The 18,399-nt window shown below is 69.6% G+C and carries 15 protein-coding genes; 4 read left to right on the top strand and 11 right to left on the bottom strand.

Going from position 1 to position 18,399, the window contains the following annotated elements; genetic code table 11:
• Positions 1-3 precede the first annotated feature (3 nt).
• The 10 genes from Dfulv_RS14675 to nadA all read right to left on the bottom strand — a co-directional run bounded on the left by Dfulv_RS14675 (position 4) and on the right by nadA (position 13,903).
• Positions 4-201 carry a hypothetical protein gene (locus tag Dfulv_RS14675; protein WP_259863517.1) on the bottom strand — a complete coding sequence of 66 codons (198 nt, stop codon included), beginning with the start codon at positions 199-201 and terminating at the stop codon, positions 4-6.
• Between the two features lie 317 nt (positions 202-518).
• The gene (locus Dfulv_RS14670; RefSeq protein ID WP_259863516.1) at positions 519-1,262 is read right to left on the bottom strand and encodes an SDR family oxidoreductase; all 744 of its coding nucleotides are present in this window, start codon (positions 1,260-1,262) and stop codon (positions 519-521) included.
• Positions 1,263-1,326: 64 nt separating this feature from the next.
• Positions 1,327-2,364, bottom strand: a complete 1,038-nt coding sequence (locus tag Dfulv_RS14665; protein WP_259863515.1) for an HAD-IIIC family phosphatase — start codon at positions 2,362-2,364, stop codon at positions 1,327-1,329.
• A complete protein-coding gene (locus Dfulv_RS14660) occupies positions 2,361-3,497 on the bottom strand; it encodes an acyl-CoA dehydrogenase family protein (RefSeq protein ID WP_259863514.1) in 1,137 nt (378 codons plus the stop codon). The genes Dfulv_RS14665 and Dfulv_RS14660 overlap by 4 nt, the downstream gene beginning before the upstream one ends.
• 20 nt (positions 3,498-3,517) lie before the next feature.
• The gene (locus Dfulv_RS14655) at positions 3,518-3,769 is read right to left on the bottom strand and encodes an acyl carrier protein (protein WP_259863513.1); all 252 of its coding nucleotides are present in this window, start codon (positions 3,767-3,769) and stop codon (positions 3,518-3,520) included.
• A gap of 49 nt (positions 3,770-3,818) precedes the next feature.
• Entirely contained in the window at positions 3,819-4,649 is an 831-nt protein-coding gene (locus tag Dfulv_RS14650) for a 3-hydroxyacyl-CoA dehydrogenase family protein (protein ID WP_259863512.1), read from the bottom strand.
• Between the two features lie 114 nt (positions 4,650-4,763).
• Entirely contained in the window at positions 4,764-10,322 is a 5,559-nt protein-coding gene (locus Dfulv_RS14645) for a type I polyketide synthase (RefSeq protein WP_259863511.1), read from the bottom strand.
• The gene (gene nadC, locus Dfulv_RS14640; RefSeq protein WP_259863510.1) at positions 10,309-11,244 is read right to left on the bottom strand and encodes a carboxylating nicotinate-nucleotide diphosphorylase; all 936 of its coding nucleotides are present in this window, start codon (positions 11,242-11,244) and stop codon (positions 10,309-10,311) included. The genes Dfulv_RS14645 and nadC overlap by 14 nt, the downstream gene beginning before the upstream one ends.
• Complete coding sequence (locus Dfulv_RS14635; protein WP_259863509.1) at positions 11,241-12,863, bottom strand: L-aspartate oxidase; 1,623 nt, start codon at positions 12,861-12,863, stop codon at positions 11,241-11,243. The genes nadC and Dfulv_RS14635 overlap by 4 nt, the downstream gene beginning before the upstream one ends.
• Positions 12,860-13,903: a quinolinate synthase NadA gene (nadA, locus tag Dfulv_RS14630; protein WP_259863507.1), complete on the bottom strand. Its 1,044-nt coding sequence runs from the start codon at positions 13,901-13,903 to the stop codon at positions 12,860-12,862. The genes Dfulv_RS14635 and nadA overlap by 4 nt, the downstream gene beginning before the upstream one ends.
• 228 nt (positions 13,904-14,131) lie before the next feature.
• On the opposite strand from nadA, the gene Dfulv_RS14625 reads away from it, so the two are divergent.
• The 4 genes from Dfulv_RS14625 to Dfulv_RS14610 are packed head-to-tail and all read left to right on the top strand — an operon-like array spanning position 14,132 to position 17,514.
• On the top strand, positions 14,132-14,404 hold the full coding sequence (locus Dfulv_RS14625; protein ID WP_259863506.1) for an acyl carrier protein: 273 nt from the start codon (positions 14,132-14,134) through the stop codon (positions 14,402-14,404).
• The gene (locus tag Dfulv_RS14620; RefSeq protein WP_259863505.1) at positions 14,401-16,131 is read left to right on the top strand and encodes a (2,3-dihydroxybenzoyl)adenylate synthase; all 1,731 of its coding nucleotides are present in this window, start codon (positions 14,401-14,403) and stop codon (positions 16,129-16,131) included. The genes Dfulv_RS14625 and Dfulv_RS14620 overlap by 4 nt, the downstream gene beginning before the upstream one ends.
• 25 nt (positions 16,132-16,156) lie before the next feature.
• Positions 16,157-16,708 carry an LOG family protein gene (locus tag Dfulv_RS14615; protein ID WP_259863504.1) on the top strand — a complete coding sequence of 184 codons (552 nt, stop codon included), beginning with the start codon at positions 16,157-16,159 and terminating at the stop codon, positions 16,706-16,708.
• Positions 16,705-17,514 (top strand): thioesterase II family protein, encoded by an 810-nt coding sequence (locus Dfulv_RS14610; RefSeq protein ID WP_259863503.1) that lies wholly within the window; start codon positions 16,705-16,707, stop codon positions 17,512-17,514. Before Dfulv_RS14615 ends, Dfulv_RS14610 begins: the two co-directional genes overlap by 4 nt.
• Positions 17,515-17,567: 53 nt before the next feature.
• Here Dfulv_RS14610 and Dfulv_RS14605 read toward each other — a convergent pair whose 3' ends face one another.
• A complete protein-coding gene (locus Dfulv_RS14605; RefSeq protein WP_259863502.1) occupies positions 17,568-18,365 on the bottom strand; it encodes an AfsR/SARP family transcriptional regulator in 798 nt (265 codons plus the stop codon).
• Positions 18,366-18,399: the final 34 nt, after the last annotated feature.

Here is an 18,399-nt window from a genome sequence, read left to right as displayed (position 1 = left end):
TCGTCAGGGGCCGATCGGCCCCTGGCCGCCGTCCGGTCCTGCCGGGTCGCCGGAGGAATGACGCGACAGTGCGTGGGCAGAATTGGTCACCAGCGTCGACTCGGCGCCGATGGCGGCTTGCGCGATCTGTTTGGCGGTCCGCACGAAGGCCGCCACCGCGGGTGAGCGCGACTCGGCCGGCCAGGCCACCGTCAGCGTCACCGGCTCCAGTCCCTCCACCGGCCGGTAGGCGGTGTTCGGCCGGGGGGAACCGCCGGGCCACCCACTCCGGCAGGATCCACACGATGCCGCCCACCTCGACCAGGTTGAAGATCTGGGAGAGGTCCAGCGTGCTGCGGTAGCCGGCCGGTGGCCGCTCCGTGCCGCCCTTGTCTGCCGCCGTCCCGTCAGGCAGCCGCCGGCCGGACAGGTCGGACAGCCGCAGGGTCGTGCGCGCGGTCAACGGGTCGGTCGCCGCACCAGGCGCCTGCCGGAACCGGGTTGCTCGATCGCCCACACTGCGGCCCGGCCGCTGCGGATCAGACCATGCCGCCGGTCACGCGAAGGTTCTGGCCGCTGACGAAGGCACCGTCCGGGCCGCAGAGGAAGGCCACCACGCCGGCGATGTCCGACGGCTCGCCGATCCGGCCCAGCGGCGTCATCTTGACGGCGAGCGCCAAGCCCTCCTCCGTGATGTTGGCCCGCAGCAGTTCCGTGTCGGTGGCCCCCGGCGAGATGGTGTTGACCGTGATGCCCTGCGGACCGAGTTCCTGAGCAGCCACGCGGGTGTACTGCTCGACGGCCGCCTTGCTGCCGGCGTGCAGCGAGACGCCCGGCACCGGCAACGCGGTGTTGGCCGTGGAGAGGTTGATGATGCGACCGCCGTTGCTCATCAGGCTCGACGCCTCTTGGAGGGAGAAGAAGACGGCACGGGCGTTGACCGCCATCGCCCGGTCGAACTCTTCCTCCGTGGCGGCGTCGATACGTGTCGCCGTGGCCGCCGCCGCGGCGTTGTTCACCAGGATGTCCAGGCCGCCCAGGAGGCGGTGCGCCGCCCGTATCGCTCGACGCACCTCGGCGACGTCGGTGAGGTCCACACGGATGGCGTGCGCAACACGTCCCGCGGCCTCCACCGCCGCGACGACCTCCTTCGCGTCCGCCTCTCGCTCGCGGTAGGTGAAGGCGATGTCCGCGCCGTCGGCGGCGAGCCGTTCGACGACTCCGCGACCGATGCCGCGGGATCCTCCGGTGACCAGGGCCTTCTTCTGGATGAGGTGCATCATGTTCCTCTCTGTACGAAGCTGCCGCGGGGCACGGTGGCGCGCACGCAGGCCGGGTCCGGGGCTCTCAGCCGACTACGCGAACGTCGAGGTAGGGCGGGTCTGCCGGGATGGAGGACAGGTCGGCGGCGAACCGCACGACACGTTCGTCGCGGGAGATCTCGGCGAACCCGTTGAACTTGAAGGAGACGTACATCATCCGATTGCGATCGGTCGACACGAAGTCCGCGATCAGCTGTGCGCCCGCGTCCCGGGCCCGGCGTTTGATGTGGTTGATCAGAACGACGCCCACTCCGCGCGACATCACTCGGCACGACATCAACAGCAGCCGGAGGTTCCAGTCCTGCTCACCGGTCTCAACCAGCGCCAGCCCGATAGTGCCGTACGGGCCGTACCGGTCGGTGAGCGACGCGGTCAACAGCAGATGCCGGTCCGACTCGCGGAACGCGTCGAGTTCCTCGTAGGAGTAGGTGACGCCGGTGGTGTTCAACTGGTTGGTGCGGACCGTCAGCTCCTCGGCTCGCCGCAGATCGGACTCGGCCGCGGGGCGGATCTCGAACCGCATGCCCAAGGTACTCAAGAACTGGTCCTGAGCCCCGTCGAACCGCTCCTCGACCCCCTGACGAACCTGGTCGGCCCGGTACATCTGACGGCGAATCCGGGAGTCCTCGGTGACAAAACGCGGCGTCAGTTCGGGCATCCGCGCAAGGTCGGGCAGTGCGGCCGCGTCCAGACAGCGCACCTGCGGCAGCTCGAAGGCGACCTCGTCGCGTTCGAAGGGCTGGTCATCGATGAACGCGACAGCGTCGAGGCCGATGTTGAGCGCCTTGGCCACGGCCCGCACGGACGAGGACTTCTTGCCCCAGTTGATCTGCGGGTAGAGGAAGTAGTCGGCCAGGCCCAGCTCTTCGAGCCTCGCCATGGCGGCCGCATGGTCGTTGCGGCTGGCGATCGAGTGGAGAATGCCGCGCTCATCGAGAGTGCGGATGGCCTCGGTGACGCCGGGTCGTAGCGCGACACGATCGTCCTCCAGGAGCGCGCCGTCCCAGACCGTATGGTCCAGGTCCCAGACGACGCACTTCACCGTCTTGCCGTTCGCACTCATCCAGCGCGCTCCCGCAACGCGGCCTGCGCCAGATAGTCCTGCTGCACTTCGGTGCTCCCCTCGATAATCTCCATGACCTTCGCGTCCCTGAGCATGCGCTGGGCGGGGTGGCCCTCGGAGCAGCCGACGGCGCCGAAGATCTGCACGGTGTCCGCCGCCGCGCGAAATGCTTTGACCGAGGCGAAGTACTTGGCCATCCAGGTCGCGTTCACCGTCTCCGGGTCGCCCAGGTCCTTCAGCCGGCCGGCCCTGAGGCACAACAGCCGGGCCGCCGTCGTGTCGGTGACCATGTCGGCGATCATGCGGCGGATCAACTGATGCTCACCCAGGGGCTTGCCGAACTGGAGGCGTTGCTGTGCATACGAGACGGAGGCGTCGGCGCATGCGGCGAGCAGGCCGACGCACCCCCACGCCACGCTGTAACGGCCGACGTCCAGGGCACTGAGGGCCACCGCGGTCAGCCCGAATCCGGGCCGGCCGACAACGGCGTCGGCCGGCACCCGGCAGTCGTCGAACCGGAGTTCGGCCAGTCGGGATGCCCGGGTGCCGAGCATGCCGGAGACGGGCACGACCTCCAGTCCGGGCGCTCGGCGCTCCACGAGGAATGCGGTGATCCGGCCGTCCAGCCGAGCGAACACGAGGAAGACGTCCGCCCGCTGCCCGAAGGTGGTCCACATCTTGCGGCCGCTGAGGGTGTAGTTGCCCTCCGGCAGTTGTTCCGCGGTTGTCCGCAGCTGCGAAGCGTCGCTGCCGGCCTCCCGCTCGGAGAGGCCGAACGCGCCGACGCTCTCGCCGCTCGCCAGCCGGGGCAGCCAGGTAGCGCGTTGCCGCTCGCTGCCCCAGCGGGCCACCGCGTGGACGACCATGCTGTGCACGGTCAGCAGGCTGCGCATCGACGAGCAGCCGTAGCCGACCGCTTCGTTCAGCAGTCCGAACGAAACAGCGTCAAGTCCGGCACCACCGTACTCCTGGGGCACCAGTGCGCCGAGGTGGCCGCGGGCGGCGAACCCGGCGACGGCCGTGTCGGGAACGGCCTGCTGCTCGTCCCATGCTCCGGCGTACGGGGCGATTTCCTCAGCCACGTAGGACCGGGCTTCCTTGAGCAGGCGCTCCTGCTGGGCCGTCAACTGCATCGTGCGTCCCTCCGCGGTTGTCAGGCGACCATCGTGCGCGCCGCTTTCCGCGCCACGAAGTCCGCTATGGCGTGCACACTGCGGAAGTTGTCCATGTGCAGGTCCTCGTCGGCGACCGGGGTCGCCAGGGTGCTCTCCACGAACATCACCAGTTGCATGACGAAGAGCGAGTTCACGTACCCGGAGACGAACAGGTCGTCGTCGTCGGCAATCTCGCGGCTGCCGATGTGTTTGTTGATGAATTCCCTGATGGCGGACTTTGTGGCGTCCATCGGGGCCTCTCTGTGATGGTGTGTGTGGAATCCGGCCGCACGGGGCGGTTCAGGCGGTGGCTCGACCGCCGTAGTCGTAGAAGCCGCGGCCGCTCTTGCGGCCGTGCAGACCGGCGTGGACCATCCGCTGCAGCAGCGGGCAGGGCCGGTACTTGCTGTCGGCGAAGCTTTCGTAGAGGCCGTCGATCGAGTGCAGGATGGTGTCCAGACCGATGAGGTCAGCCGTCTCCAGGGGCCCCATCTTGTGCCCGAAGCAGGTCCTGAAGATGGCGTCGATGTCCTCGACGGTGCTGACACCTTCCTGCAGCAGGAAAACGGCCTCGTTGATGGTCAGCATGAGCACGCGGTTGGACACGAAGCCGGGCGCGTCGTTCACGACGATGCCCTCCTTGCCGATCGCCTTGAGAAGGCGCTGTGTGGTGGCGACGGTCGGATCCGAGGTGTGGTGCCCTCGGATGATCTCGACAACCGGCTTCTGGGTGACCGGGTTCATGAAGTGGGTACCGATGACGCGGTCCGGGCGCGTGACCGCGCTGCCGACCTTGGTGATGGGGATGCACGAGGTGTTCACCGCGAAGACAGCGTGTGCCGGGCAGAGCCGGTCGATCTCCTGGAACACCTGGCGTTTGATCTCCCAGTCCTCGGTGACGTTCTCGACGACGAAGTCGACCTCGGTGAATTGCTTGAAGTCCGTGGCGAACGTGATGCCCTCCAGCACCTCCGCCACAGGCACAGCCGGTCCGCCGAGCCCCAGCAGTCCCCGAAAGCGGACCTTCTGCTCAATGGCCTCGCGTGCGCTTCTCAGCGCCTCGTCGGACACGTCGACCAGGATCACCCGCAGCCCGTGCTGGGACAGCACCTGGGCCACCTCGCGGCCCATCACCCCAGCTCCGGCCACACCCACCGTGCGAAGCGATTCCAATTCTCCACTCCATGCCGTAATCGATGCCTGCCCACTTGGCGGGCCACTGGAGACACTGAAGACGCTGAACCATCAGCCGGCCTCGTCCCTGAGCCGCTCCACGACCGCCGCCAGTTCGGCGACCGTGAGCGCGTTGAAGATGGTGCCGAGGGCGACTTCCACGCCCAGGTCCGCGCGCAACCGGGCCGCGAGCTGGATTCCCAGCAGCGAATGCCCCCCGAGCTCGAAGAAGTTGTCGTGCGCGCCGACCCGGTCCAGGCCCAGCAGACCTTGCCAGAGCGCGGCCAACGCGCCCTCGGTCTCACCCCTCGGGGCCGTGTACGGGGTCATCAGGAGCGGTCGAGGATGCGCGGGACCGGCCGGGGCCGCGGGCCGGCTCGTCTGTGCGCCCTCGGCGACGACCTGTGCCATGACCGCGTCAAGATCCTGCGTGCAGACCGCGACCTGGGGGCCCGGCCCGGCCGCCACGATCCGGTCGAAGGCCGCCACACCCTCCTCCGGCCGGATGCCCTGCTCCAGTTGCTGACGAAGAAATGCGGGAACCGAGGTCTCGCGCTCCCGGGCGGCCTCGGCGAAGTGGTAGGCGACGATGTTGTCCGACGTCCCGCCGCACAGGGCCGCCAGCCGCCCGGTGAGGTCGCCGGTCCGCTTCAGGACGAACCCCTCGATCTCGACCAGCACCCGGCCGTCCAGGTCGGTGATCGTCACGTCGGCCGAGAGGGTCTCGCGTCCGGCATCGTCGGCGACGGCGTAGCGATGATGGCTGTACACGCGCGCCGTGAGCGGCGCGTATTGCGTGAGACGGCCGTACGAGATCGGGATTCGGAACTCCTCCGCCGCGTACAGCCCGACGAACGCGGTAGCCAGGTCCATCAATGACGGATGGAGGGGCAGGTCGGCGACCTCGTGCGCGAACTGTTCAGGCAACGCCAACAGGGCCAGGAACTCCCGATCGCCGCCGGACATCCACTCCAGGCACCGGGATCGGCCCGAGAAGCCCATCGGCCCCTCGTGCACCAGTCGCTCCACCGGACGCAGACCGCCGGTCCCGATGAGCGACGCGACGTCCAGGTGTCGTGCGGCCGGCGGGGCGTCGCGGTCGCCGACGGTCGCCCGGCCGGTGGAGTTGAGCTGCCACTCCGCCGTGCCGTCGTACCGGCTGACCACCGAGAACTCGTACTCCTCGCCGGTGCGGTCGAGGACCACCCTGACCTCGCGGGACCGTTCTTCGTCCAGCACGATCGGGGACATGAAGGTGATGTCCGACAGCGCTCGCAGCTCGCCGCCGGAATGGTCGGACACGGCCGCTCGCACCAGTTCGAGGTGTCCCGTTCCGGGGACGACCGGGTAGCCGAGCATCCGGTGCTCGTCGACGAGCCAGCTGCCCTCGACGCTGAAGTCCGCCGCGTAGACCGCGTGCTGCTCAGCCTGGCCGAGACGCCGGGGCAGCAACGGATGGCCGGTTTCCGTCGGGTGCTGCGCCTCGACGGCACCGGCGGCGGCGTGCTCGGCCATGCCGACCTCGCGCCAGGCGTCCCAGTTGACCGCCGTGACCGGCAGGTCGCCGAGTGCCTCGTGGTGGTGGGCCACCGCATCCAGGAAGGCGTTCGCCGCACAGTAGTCCACCTGTCCGAGTCCACCGGTGACGGACAGCAGGGAGGAGCACAGGAGGACAAAATCCAGGTCGGTCGCGATCTCGCGGCAGGCGTCAAGGAGCGCGAGGGTGCCGGCCACCTTCGGCGCCAGCACCCTCGCGGCCGCCTCCGGGTCCTTGAGCTGCATGAGGCCGCCGCCGGGTACGCCTGCGGCGTGCACGACGCCGTGCACAGCTCCGAAGCGGTCCGTGGCCCACCGCATGGCCGCGGCCACCGCCGGAGCGTCGGTGACGTCAGCGCGGACGACCTCGACCTGGCTGCCGAGTTCCTCCAGCCGCCGCACACTCTCGATCCTGCGGACGAGCGCGGCATCCGCCCCGGGCGAACCGACCACATCGTCCCACTCGGCGCGGGCCGGCAGCCCGTGACGGCCGAGCAGCACGAGGTTCGCACCGGTCGTGCGGGCCAGGTGGCCGGCCAGCTCCAGGCCCATCCCGCCCAGTCCGCCGGTGATCACGTAAGTGCCGCCCGGCCGCAGCCGCGGGTTGTCCGCCTTCGTGCCGTGCAGTTCGGCGGGGAGAAACGTCCGTCGCCAGCGGGCCGCGCCGCGCAGCGCGATCTGGGTGTCCGAGACCGGCTGGTGCAACTGCTCGACGAGGGCGTCGAGGGCCCGAAGCGGGTCGCGGCGACTCGCCGGAGCGGCAAGGCTGACGTCCACGCTGCGGCAGGCGACGCCGGCCGCCTCGCGCGGCCAGACCTGACAGGGCCCGAGCAACAGGGCTTTGAGCGGCTGCGTGGCACTGCCGTCCAGCGGATGCAGGTCGTTGGAGACCACGGTGACCGCAACGTCCGGGGTGGTGCCGAGCCCACCGAGCGCCTGTGCCAGGAACAGCAGGCTGTCGAAGGCACGCCGGCGCAGTTCGCCGGGGTCCGGGCTCTCCTGCGGGCTGGTCACGGTCCAGCAGTGCACGATGTGCCGGGGGGTGCCGACGGTCCGCTCCAGCTCCCGCAGCAGCTCAGCGTAGTCCTCCACCCGGTCGGGCCGAACCGTGTGGCGCCCGTCGCCCAGGTTCTGGCTCGCTTCGCCGGGCCGCACCGCCGCCACGCGGTGTCCGCGCTCGATCAGCCGCGCGACGACATGGTCGCCGACGTCGAGGTCGTCGAGGAACACGAGCCACGTGGAAGGCTCGACGGCGGCGCCGGCCCCGGCGGGCAGCGGCGGCAGCGGCTCCCAGCACGGCACGGAGAACCATTCCGCGAGGTTCTCCTTACGAGTGAGCGCAGTGGTCCTCGGCGGTGCCTGCTCGGTCTCCCACCGGCGGGTGACACGATGCTCGCGCCGGTTGAACGGCGTGGTGGGCAGGGCGACCCTGGTGTTGCCGCCCCCGATCGCGGGCCAGCGCACCGGTACTCCCGCGATCCAGAGCTTGCCGAGCGTGCTGCGCAGGAACCGGGCGGCTGAACGGCGGTCGAACGACGGCGGTAGCGTGGCGAGCACGAGGCGTCCCGCGTCGGCCTCGGCCGACTGATGCCGCAAGGCGATGCCGCCCAAGGTCGACCCGGGGCCGACCTCCAGCAGGACCCTGCCCTTCGTCGCACACAGCTTGACGACACCGTCGGCGAAACGGATCGGCTGGCGGAGGTGCCGTGCCCAGTAGGCGGGGTCGGTCGCCTCGGCGTCCGTGATCCAGTCACCGGTCACGTTGGACAGATACGGAACTGCCGGCGCCTTGAGCGTGAAGCCCGAGACCAGTTCGGTGAACTCCTCGACGATCGGATCCATCATCACGGAGTGGAAGGCACGTGAGGCGTTCAGCCGGCGCGTAGCCAGGCCCCGGGCCCCGAGATCGGCCTCGATGCCGGCGATAGCGTCGAGCTCGCCGGACAGGACGCACATGTCCGGCCCGTTCACCGCGGCGAGCGAGACCGATCCACCGAGCAGCGGGCGAATCCGAGCCTCCGACAGCGGCACCGCGAGCATCGCTCCTGGCGAGAGCCGGCCGATCAGCTCGGCCCGCACGGTCACCAGGGTCAGCGCATCCTCCAGCGTGAGCACGCCTGACAGGCAGGCCGCCACATACTCACCGAGGCTGTAGCCGATGAGCGCGTCCGGCTGGACCCCCCAATGCTCCAACAGCTTGGCAAGCGCGTATTCCACGACGAACAAGGCCGGCTGGGCCAGTTCGGTCTCGCTCAGCCCGCCGGCCGCGCCGGTGTCGCGGCCGAGGAGCCTGCGCAGGTCGGGGCCCTGGTCCTGGTCGTCAGTGGGCGCAGGTCCCGGGTAGAGCGCGCCCAGCAGATCGATTCCCGATCGCTGCTTCAGCAGCGCCGCGCAGTCGTCGACCGTCGCACGGAAGATCGGTTCCGTCTCATACAGCTGGCGTCCCATCTGGGGGTACTGGTCCCCGAGACCGGTCAGCAGGAGTGCCACCGGCGGGCCGTCGTCCGCCGCCTCCCCGGCGAACGAGGCGTCAACCGTGGCACCGCGCAATGCGGCGACGGCCCCGTCCAGGTCACGGGCAACGGCCAGACGCCGATGGCGGAAGTGGCGCCGGCCGCACTGCAGCGTCCGGGCGACGTCCGCCAACCGCAGGCCGGGGTGCTCGGCGAGGCGTGCGGCCAGCCGATCGGCGATCCGTTCCGCCGACTGGGCGGTGTTGGCGGAAACCGGTAGCAGATGCCAGCCGTCCAGGTCCCCGTCGTCCGCGGCGGTGGCCGGCTCCGGTGCTCGTTCCAGGACGACGTGTGCGCCCGTGCCGCCGAGTCCGAAGGAGCTCACGCCGGCCCGCAGCGGTCCGGAGTCTGTCGTCCATGCAGTGAGCCGGTCGACGACCCGGAACGGCGTGCGGCCGAACCGGATGCGCGGGTTGGGCCGCTCGAAGTGCAGCGTCGGCGGCAGCATTCGGTGCTGGAGCGCGAGCACGGTCTTGATCAGGCCGGCGATGCCCGCGGCGGCATGCGTGTGACCGATGTTCGTCTTGACAGAACCGATGGCGCACTCGCCGTGTTGCCAGCCGGCGTCGCGGAAGGCACGGTCGAGGGCGTCGACCTCGATGCGGTCGCCCAGGGGTGTGCCGCTGCCGTGCGTCTCGACATAGCCGATGGTGTGTGGATGGACGCCGGCACGTTGCAGGGCGGTGCGGACGATCTCGGACTGACCGTGCACTCCGGGCGCGGTGAAGCCGACCCGCTCGCTGCCGTCGTTGCCGACGGAGGAGCCGAGGATCACGGCCCGGATCGGATCGCCGTCGGCGATCGCGTCGGCCAGCCGACGTAGCACGACGACGCCCACACCTTCTCCGATGACCGTACCCTCGGCGGCGGCGTCGAAGGCGCGGCAATGTCCGTCGGAGGAGAGGATGCCGCCGGGCTGGAACACGTATCCGCGCTGGTGGCCCGACCGCACCGTGGCGCCGCCGGCCAGCGCGGTGTCGGACTCGCCGAGCAGCAGGCTCTGGCAGGCGAGGTGCACGGCGACCAGCGAGGTCGAGCAGGCGGTCTGCACGGTCACCGACGGTCCGGTCAGGTTCAGCTGGTACGAAACCCGGGTGGCCAGGTAGTCGCTGTCGTTGGCGACGTCGCGGGCGAAGGCCGCCGCCGCGTCACCGCCGGTGGGCACGTGCTGGAGGTAGTCGCTGCGATAGCCGCCGGCGAACACCGCGACCTTGCCGTCGAGGCGGTCGGGACGGCGTCCACTGTCCTCGATGGCCTCCCAGCTGCACTCCAGCATCAGCCTGTGCTGCGGATCCATGATGTCGGCCTCGCGCGGGCTGAGGCCGAAGAAGCTTGCGTCGAACGCGAACTCGTCTTCCAGCACGGCCTGGGCCGGCACGAAGTCGGGGTTGTCGCGCAGGGTCTGCGACACGCCCTCGGCCGCCAGCTGGGCCTCGTCGAAGAACGTGACGCTCTCGACGCCGTCCCGCAGATTCCGCCAGTACGACTCCGGTCCGTCGGCGCCAGGGAACCGGCATCCGATGCCGACGATCGCGATGCGGTTGTCGCGAACGTCGGCGGCGATCGTCTCAGGACGACGCATCGCGGCCTCCACTTCCGTCGGTGTAGGAGGTGAAGTCCAGCCCCAGATCCAGGGCGGGTGCCGAATGTGTCAGCGCGCCGACGGCGAGAAGGTCGACGCCGGTGCGGGCATAGGCGGCGGCGACGCCGAGGGTCAGGCCACCGGACGCCTCCAGGCGGGTCCGAGCTCCCGCGGCATTGCGGCGACGGACGGCCTCGGCACACTGGTCGACGGTGAAGTTGTCCAGCAGCACCTCGTCGGCGCCGAGGGCGAGGACCTCGTCCAACTGCTCGAGCGTGGTGACCTCGACCTCGCAGGGCAGGCCACCGGCGTGGGCACGGACGGCTTGCAGTGCGGCGCCCACCGATCCCGCCGCGACGACGTGATTGTCCTTGACGAGTACGGCGTCGCCGAGGCCGTGGCGGTGGTTTTCGCCGCCGCCGCAGCGCACTGCGTACTTCTGCAGCCGACGCATTCCCGGCAGGGTCTTGCGGGTGTCGCGGACCTTGCAGTCCGTGCCCTTCAGCGCTTCGTTCCACCGGGCCGTGACGGTGGCGATGCCTGAGAGGTGGCACAGCAGGTTCAGCATGGTCCGCTCGGCGACCAGGAGCTCGCGGGCGGTGGCGGTCACGTGGAGCACCACATCGCCGGTGCCGAGCTGTTCACCGTCCGCCCGGCACTCGGAGACCTCGTATCGCCCCCGGGTGACGAGGTCGAGCACGGCCAGTGCTATCGGCAGGCCGGCCAGTGTCCCTGGCCGCCGCGCGCCGACGACCGCCTCACCGATCGCACCGGCGGACACGGTGGCGTCGGTGGTGGCGTCGGCACCGTAGCGAAGGTCCTCCTCCAACGCGGTCAGGACCACGCGGCGGGCATCCTCGGCGTCGATGCCGGCGGCACGCAGGCGCTCGTCGCTCTCGGGCGACCACGCTTCGGTGATCATGCCGCCTCGCCCACCGGCACCGGACGGTGGACGGCCGGCCGGCCGGTGGCAGCGTCCAGACGCACTGTCGTCGATCGGCACCAAGCGAGGTCGTCGAGCGCCGGGAAGTCGGTGCGCACGTGGCATCCGCGTGTTTCGCGCCGCTCGGCTGCGGCGCCGAGCAGGGCGTGGGCCACCAGTGTGAGCGCGGCGTCCTCGACCGCCTGGGCGCTGTCGACCGGTCGCGGCCGGCCGGGGCCGATGGTGTCGGCGGCCTCCGCCAATCCAGTGGCGGTGCGACCGATGCCCGCGTGGCGGCTCATGGCCCGCTGGAGGACGGTCCGATCGGCGATCGGCACGGCGGTCAGGCGCCGTTGCCACACGGCCGCGTCTACCGAGACGGGAGCGCGATCACGCAGATCGGCCGCAGCCGCACGCGCCGCACGCTCCCCGACCACGAGCCCCTCCAACAGGCTGTTGGAGGCGAGTCGGTTGGCTCCGTGCAGCCCGGTGCGCGCGACCTCACCGGCCGCGTAGAGGCCACGCACCTCGGTCCGGCCGTCGATGGAGGCCAGGACTCCGCCGCAGGCGAAGTGAGCGGCGGGCGCGACGGGAATGGGCTCGTGTCCAGGGTTGACCCCGGCCGCGACACACATGGCGTAGACCGTCGGGAAGCGCCGTGCGAACGCCTCCGGTCCCAGGTGGGTGGCGTCCAGCAGGACGTGATCGGTGCCCGTTTCCGCCATGCGGCGGGTGACAGCGGCGGACACGACGTCGCGCGGGGCGAGGTCGGCCAGCGGGTGGACGCCGGCCATCACCCGCTCACCTCGAAGGTCCACCAGGACGCCGCCTTCGCCCCGAACCGCCTCGGTCACCAGCGGCCTGCGCCCAAGCGCGTCGGGGCCGGTGAACAGCACGGTCGGGTGGAACTGGACGAACTCGATGTCCGCCAGGCTCGCTCCAGCGCGCAGGGCCAGGGCGAGTCCGTCGCCGGTGGCGCCCTCCGCATTGGAGGTGGCCTGGTAGAGCTGGCCGAGCCCACCGGTGGCAAGCAGCACGGCCGGGGCGCCGACCAGTCCCGGCACCGCGGACTCGTCCAGCAAGGCGAGGCCCGCCACTTCTCCGCCGGGGGTGCGCAGCACGTCCACGGCGATGTGTCCGGTGAGGACGGCGACGCTGCGGTCCCGCACGGCCGCCAGCAGCGCCCGCTCGACCTCGGCGCCGGTGGCGTCGCCGCCGGCGCGAAGGATACGGAAGGCGCTGTGACCGCCCTCCCGCGTGCGGGCCAGCGTGCCGTCCGTTCCCGTATCGAACCGGGCCCCTTCCCGGCGCAGCCGTTCGACCGCATCCGGCCCCTGCGTGACGATCTGCTCGACGACGTCCTCGGCGCACAGCCCGGCCCCAGCCGCGTGGGTGTCCTGCGCGTGCCGCTGGACCGTGTCCCCGGGTTCGTGCGCGGCGGGCAGCACGACCGCCACGCCGCCCTGGGCGTGGCGGGTGTTGCCGTCACCCGGCCCGGCCTTCGTCACCACCAGCACCCGCAGCCCGAGTTCAACGGCGGTGAGCGCGGCGGTAAGGCCGGCGACCCCGGTCCCCACCACCACGAGGTCCGCGCGCGCCTCCCAACGCGGATCGCTCATTCGCCACCGCCCGGCCGGCCGATGGTGATCATCCGTCGCACAGACGCCCGGGCCCGCGCTGCGACCTCCGGGTCCACGTGCACCTCGTCGACACCGTCGCGCAGTGCGCGCAGCAGCGCGGCGGGCGTGATCATCTTCATGTACCGGCAGGAGGCGCGCTCGTTGACCGCCCGGAAATCGACTCCCGGCGCCGCCTTGCGCAGCTGGTGCAGCATCCCGACCTCGGTAGCCACCAGCACGGAACGCGCTTTGGTCTCGCGCGCCGCGTCGAGCATCGCGCCCGTGGACAGAATCCTCACCTGTTCCCTGGGCACGATTCCCTCGCCCGCTAGGTACAGCGCAGAGGTGGCGCAGCCGCACTCGGGGTGAACAAAGAGGTCCGCGTCCGGATCGGCGGCCGCCTGCTCGGCCAGCTCGGGACCGTTGATCCCGGCGTGCACATGGCACTCGCCGGCCCAGACGTGCAGGTTGTCCCGTCCTGTCTCGCGCTTGACGTGGGCGCCGAGGAACTGGTCGGGGCAGAAAAGGACTTCACGGTCCGCCGGGATCGACCGGACCACTTCGACCGCGTTGGAGGAGGTGCAGCAGATGTCGGTTTCCGCCTTCACCTCGGCCGTTGTATTCACGTACGAGACCACCACGGCGCCCGGGTGCTCGGCTTTCCAGGCGCGCAACTGTGCGGCGGTGATGGAGTCGGCCAGCGAACAGCCGGCCCGGGCGTCCGGAATGATAACCCGCTTGTCCGGCGCAAGAATCTTGGCCGTTTCCGCCATGAAATGAACACCACAAAAGACGATGGTGCCGGAGTCGCACTCAGCCGCGATCTTGCAGAGGCCGAGCGAGTCGCCGACGCTGTGCGCGATCTCCTGGATCTCAGGGCGCTGGTAGTTGTGCGCAAGAATCACCGCGTCGTGCCGCTCGGCGAGCCGCAGTACCTCCTCGCGCCAGGCCGCATCGGCCGCCACCCCGCCATACGGGGTCAGGTCGCCGCTCACCTCCTCCCCGGGCAATGCCTCCAGGGAAGTCACTTCCGCCGCCATCTATTCAAGCCCTTCCAACTTCAAGCCCTTCCAACCGAATGCGTGCCGATCAAATTCGCCTAGGGAAACAACCTATTCGAACCTCCTAAAACCGACCTTAAAGCCCGCCAGCCGACCGGATATCCGACACTAAAGAAGCACGGAACATCATCTTCGCGCGGGAATCTTTTACCCATAAGGCGGCTAGCATGATGGCGCACCACGCGACTTCTTCTCCAGGAGGTTTCTGTGAACGAAACCCTCGATGAACTGCGACGCATTCTCTTGCAGCTGGGCGTCCGTGAGGACGAATTGACTTCCGACTGCCGCCTGCGGTCCGACCTTGGCCTCGACTCCACCGAGACAGCTCAGTTGGAGCTGGAGATCGAGGAGCAGCTGCGCACCGAAGTTGATCTCTGGGACAAGCATGACTACTCCCTTGCCGAGCTCGCCGAGCTGGTCGACCGACACGCCGCGCAGGGGACGGACGCGCGCCGGGCCGCCGACGGAGTACGACCGTGACCGAAAGCATCGTGCGCGTCCCCGAGGACCGCGCCGAGGAATACCGCCGACGCGGCTGGTGGCTGCCGTTGCCCATCACCGATGTCGCCCTCGGCAGCTCGTCGTCGTACGCGGACCGCTGCGCGGTCGTCGACGGCGACCGCCGGCTCAGCTACGGCGAACTCGCCGCAGCCGTCGACGCCGCAGCCTCCCGGCTGCATCGCCTCGGTATCCGCCGGCGCGACCATGTTCTCGTCCAGCTGCCCAACAGCCTCGAACACGTGGTCGTCGTGCTCGCGCTGATCCGGCTCGGCGCACCGCCGGTGGTGACGCTGCCGGCGTTGCGGGAGTACGAGCTCGACCACATCATCCGCGTCACCCGGCCGGTGGCGATGGCCGTGCCGCGCCGATCGCGGCGCTTCGACCATCTGGCGATGGCCGAGCGCCTCCGGGATCGGCACCCGGAGATCCGCACGCTGCTCGTCACCGACGACGACCGCAGTGCGACGGCGGCACAGGCCGAGGAGCTGACCGACCTGACCGCACTGACACTGGGCGGCATACTCCCCGGCGTGCGGATCCCGCAGGACGACCGGCGCCCTCTTGCCGCCGAGGTGCCGGAGCCGCCGGGGCCGCGGGACAACGCCCTGTTCCTGCTGTCCAGCGGCACCACTGGTCCGCCGAAGGCGATTCCCCGCACCCACGAGGCGTTCGGGCACGTCGTCCGCTCCGCGGCCGAGGTGTCCGGGTTGACTGAAGCCTCCGTCTATCTGGCGGTGCTGCCGGCGTCGCACAGCTTCGTCTTCGGCCATCCCGGGATCCTCGGCACGCTCTCACGCGGGGGCAGGGTTGTGCTGGCCGCTCCGGACGACGCCCGACGAACCCTGTCGCTCATCGAACGCGAACGGGTGACCCATTGCGCTCTGACCCCTGCGGTCCTCCTCCAATGGCTGGCGGCGATCGAGCCGGGCCGGCACAACCTGACGAGCCTGGAGGTGCTGCAGGTCGGTGGCGCCCGGCTGGACACCACCACCGCGCGCAAGGCGCGCGAGCAACTGCGCTGCCAGATCCAGCAGGTGTACGGGATGAGCGAGGGCCTGCTCAACTTCACCCGGCTCGACGACCCGGACGTGGTGGTGGACGAGACGCAGGGCCGCCCGGCGGCGGCCGGCGACGAGTTCCTCGTCGTCGACGAGGCCGGACGCGAGGTGAGCGCGGGAGAGATCGGCGAGCTGCTCACCCGGGGCCCCAGCGTGCTGGCCGGGTACTACCGCGACGACGAAGGCAACGCCCGTTCGTTCACCGAAGACGGTTACTACCGCACCGGCGACCTGGTGCGGGTCCACCCCAGCGGCAATCTCGTGGTCGCAGGGCGGCTGAAGGACGTCATCAACCGGGGCGGCGAGAAGATCCCGGCCGACGAACTGGAGGGTGTCGTCCTGACCCATCCGGGTATCGGCGCTGCCGCGGCGGTCGCGATGCCCCATCCCGTGTACGGCGAGGCCGTATGCCTCGTCGTGGTGAACGCCCGCGAGCCTGCACCAACCCTGCTCGAACTGCGGCGCTTTCTGGAAGACAGCGGGCTGGCTCGCTACAAGCTGCCGGAACGGCTCATCCTGGCCGAGGCCCTGCCGCTGGTGGGCGTCGGCAAGGTGAACAAGGTGGCACTGCGGACCGAGGTCGCCCGGCTGATCGCGTCCGACCATCCGCCTGCTGACGGCCAACACCTTCTCCAGGCAGACGTGTGACTACGGACCGGACAGGACGGCTTCCATGACCTTTGCAGTGTGCGTCTTCTGCAGCGCTTCGGAGTCCGTGGACCCTCGGTACCTGAAGCTGGCCGAAGAGGTGGGAACGGCTCTGGCCGCCCGTGGATGGACGCTGGTGTCCGGCGGCGAACACGTCTCGATGATGGGCGCGGTGGCCGCCGCCGCTCGCGCGGGCGGCGCGCAAACGGTGGGGATCGTCTCGAATTCGTTGCTGTACCGCGCGGACCGCGACTGCGATCGGCTGATCGTCACCTCGAGCGTCGCCGCCCGCAAACAGCAGATGACCGTGGCGGCCGACGCATTTCTGGCCTTGCCGGGCGGGCTCGGCACCTGCGACGAGATCTTCAGCGCGTGGACGGAACGTGTGGTCGGCGCGCACGCCAAACCCATCGTCCTGCTCGACCCCGACGACCACTTCGGCGGTCTGCTCGACTGGCTCGCCGACGCCGGCGCGCGCGGCTTCGTCCGCGAGCATTACCTGACGGCGGTACGACACGTGCGTTCCGTCGCTGATGCCTTGGATTCATGTGCGCAGCGGTTGCCCGCCGCGACGTGACGCTGACCGAGCCGACCCACGGAAAGGCCACCGAGAACATCATGAGGACGACGAGCTACACAAGCCCGTGGCTGATCACCCCCAAGCCTGACAACACCGCCCGGCTGAGGCTCTTCTGCATTCCGTACGCCGGCGGTGGCGCGTCGATGTACCGGGCCTGGATGCACCGGCTGCCCGGCGGGGTGGAGGTCAATGCCGTGCAGCTACCCGGCCGCGAGGAACGCTTCCGAGAGGAACCGATGCGGGAACTCGACGATGTCGTCGCCAGACTGGGTGCCGTGCTTGCCGAGAACACCGATCGGCCCTACGCCATTCTCGGCCACAGCATGGGCAGCCTGCTCGCCTTCGAGACCGCACGCCGACTGCGCGCCGGCGGCTGCCCGGCGCCTGAGCTCCTCGTCGTGTCGGGCCGCGGCGCCGCACAGATACCGCCTCCGTGGTCGGCCGTCCACCATCTCCCCGAGGACGAGTTCGTCCAGCAGGTTATGAGGATGCACGGCACTCCGGCATGGGTCTTCGAAAACCAGCAGTTGCGGGAGATGGTGATCCGGGTACTGCGCGCCGACCTGTCCGTGGTCGACACCTATCGATATCACGAGGAGGCTCCGCTATCCTGCCCGATCACAGCATTCACCAGCCCGAACGACCCACTCGCCCCGCCCGAGCACGTCCGTGCGTGGGCGGAGCAGACCGCGGCGGACTTCCGGTATCACGAGGTCGATGGTGGGCACTTCTTCCTCAGGGACAACGCCGAGCGCTTCCTCTCCCTGCTGAGTTCCGAGCTCACGGCGCGGCTCCCGGCATAACGGCCTCCCGCACGGCGCCGGACACGGCACCCGAGCGAAGGCCGACGCAGGCATCACAGCATGGTCGAGGGCCCTACCGCCAAGGGCTCGCCAGAATCGAGCCAGGGCTGTCTGGACAGCACGGCGTGATGCAGATTCTGGAGCCGGGAACTCGGCTCCATGCCGAGTTCTTCGATCAGAATACGCCGGACCCGGTTGTAGATCTCAAGGCATTCAGAGATGCGGCCGCTGCGATAGAGAGCGATCATGAGGTAGAAGTACAGATTCTCCCATATCGGCTTCTCGGCGATAAGTCCGTATAACTCGCCGGTGAGCATCGAGTGGCGGCCCAGTTTGATCTCGAGTTCGAGCCAGTGCTCGTACACCGAATTGCGCCGCTCGTCCAACTGTTCGGCGAAGTCCCGCAGGGCCGACACGTCTCGAAGGTCAGCCAGTGCGGGTCCTTTCCAGAGGGACAGGGCTTCGGAGAATGCGGCCGCCGCCTCTTCCGCGCGGCCGCTTCCCGCAGCGGAACGAGCCTTCGCCACCAACGAGTCGAAGTTATCCCGATCCGTCACACTGCCTTCAGGGCGGAATGCATAGCCGGCAGGTGTCGTCGTGAGAACGCCCGGATCGACACCTGCACCCTGGAAATGCTTGCGCAATTTTGAGACATAGACCTGCAGAGCGGTGGACGCGGTACGAGGCGGCTCGTCCGACCAGAGGATCTTGATCAGATAGGGTGCGGTGACCGGCTGACCCGAGCTCATGCAGAGGGCCGCAAGGAGCGAACGGAGCTTGAACGGGCGTGGCGTGGCCTCCGCACCCCGATCCGTCCTCACTTCAAACGGGCCCAGCATCTGAACCTTCATGCAATGATTCCCCGAATTCGATCAAGTGCTCGGT

The organism is Dactylosporangium fulvum (assembly GCF_025137375.1).
Taxonomy (GTDB): Bacteria; Actinomycetota; Actinomycetes; order Mycobacteriales; family Micromonosporaceae; genus Dactylosporangium; species Dactylosporangium fulvum.
The sequence above is the reverse complement of the archived record's forward strand: the minus strand, read 5'-3'. Positions and strand labels throughout refer to the sequence as shown.